This window comes from Frisingicoccus caecimuris, assembly GCF_004340975.1.
In the GTDB taxonomy this organism is placed as follows: domain Bacteria; phylum Bacillota; class Clostridia; order Lachnospirales; family Lachnospiraceae; genus Frisingicoccus; species Frisingicoccus caecimuris.
Genome location: NZ_SLXA01000032.1, coordinates 1 through 1,814, shown reverse-complemented (window position 1 = coordinate 1,814; position 1,814 = coordinate 1). Strand labels below are relative to the sequence as shown.

The 1,814-nt window shown below is 42.8% G+C and carries 1 pseudogene; it reads left to right on the top strand.

The annotated features are described in order from the left end of the window. The first annotated feature begins 445 nt into the window (after positions 1-445). Positions 446-1,735, top strand: a pseudogene (gene ltrA / locus EV212_RS13340) (group II intron reverse transcriptase/maturase). Positions 1,736-1,814 lie beyond the last annotated feature (79 nt).

The window sequence follows — 1,814 nt, the reverse complement described above, 5'->3', positions numbered from 1 at the left end:
CCCGAACACGCCTAGGCAACGAGGAAGTGTATAGCCGAACAGCAAGGGTGTCCATCGTGAGGTGGAATCTGAAGGAAGCTGTAAGCAAACTCTTGGTCCGACGGACAGAAATCACATAGAAGGCTCGGAAATACGGATAAGTCTGCAAAAGAAGATGAAGTCCAAAAGTTGCTGGAAGTACGAGTAAATGTGGCGGATAGATGAGAGGAAAGAGCGCGCGCCTTAAGCGTCGGAGGTCTCACGGAGGTTCCATTAGCCTAGTAACAACGAACCGTGAGAAGTCAGCAGAGCCCATAGTAGTGAGGAAGTTTCTGTAATGGAAATGGAGCGAAGGGGCGAACAATCAATAAGTTTGAGTAGGTCTCGTATTGCAGAAATGGCAACATCTGCCGTAACCAATCGGGGAAAGGTGGTCAAATCAAGCGAGACGGAAAGGAAAGAACGCATGGACACAAGTAGTCTAATGGAGCAGATATTATCTAACGAAAACCTTAATAGGGCATATCTGCAAGTCGTACGAAATAAAGGTGCAGAGGGAGTGGACGGAATGAAATACACAGAACTCAAGGAACATCTTGTAAAGAACGGCGAAATCATCAAGGAACAGTTGAGGACAAGAAAGTATAAGCCTCAACCAGTATGAAGAGTGGAGATACCAAAACCAGATGGCGGTGTCAGAAACCTGGGAGTACCAACAGTAACAGACAGATTTATACAGCAAGCCATTGCACAGGTATTAACACCAATCTATGAGGAACAGTTCCATGACCATAGTTATGGATTCAGACCAAATAGATGTGCGCAGCAAGCAATCCTAACAGCACTCGACATGATGAATGACGGAAACGAATGGATTGTAGATATTGATTTGGAAAAGTTCTTTGATACAGTAAATCATGATAAGCTGATGACTTTAATTGGCAAAACAATTAAAGATGGGGACGTTATCTCTATTGTAAGAAAGTATCTGGTAAGCGGAATAATGATAGATGATGAGTACGAGGAATCAGTTGTGGGAACACCACAGGGAGGAAATCTTTCTCCACTGTTAGCGAACATCATGCTCAATGAACTTGATAAGGAAATGGAAAAGAGAGGGCTTAACTTTGTAAGATACGCTGATGACAGTATCATCATGGTAGGAAGCGAAATGTCTGCTAATCGAGTAATGAGAAGTATCTCTCGATTTATTGAAGAGAAACTAGGACTCAAGGTCAATGTGACCAAAAGCAAAGTGGATAGACCACAAGGACTTAAATATCTTGGATTCGGATTCTACTTTGATAGAAGTGCACAACAGTACAAGGCAAAACCACATGCAAAGTCAGTTATGAAGTTCAAGAAGAGAATGAAAGAACTCACTCGCCGTAGCTGGGGCGTTGGCAACGGCTACAAGGTAGAGAAAATTAATCAGCTTATCAGAGGATGGATAAACTATTTTAAAATAGGTAGTATGAAAGAACTGTGTAAGCAACTTGACGGAAACATTAGATACAGGTTTCGCATGTGCATCTGGAAACATTGGAAAACCCCACAGAATAGAGCAAAGAATCTTATTAAGCTTGGAGTACCCAAATGGGCGGCAAAGCGTACAGCTTATGCTAAAGGATACGCAAGAGTATGCCGGAGCTCAGACATACATCAAGCCATAAGCAATAAGAGACTAACGTCATTTGGATTAGTCTCAATGTTAGATTACTACACCGCAAGGTGTGTTACATGTCAAGTTGATTGAACCGCCGTGTACCGAACGGTACGCACGGTGGTGTGAGAGGTCGGAATTTCTCAATCAAGAGAAATTCCTCCTACTCGAT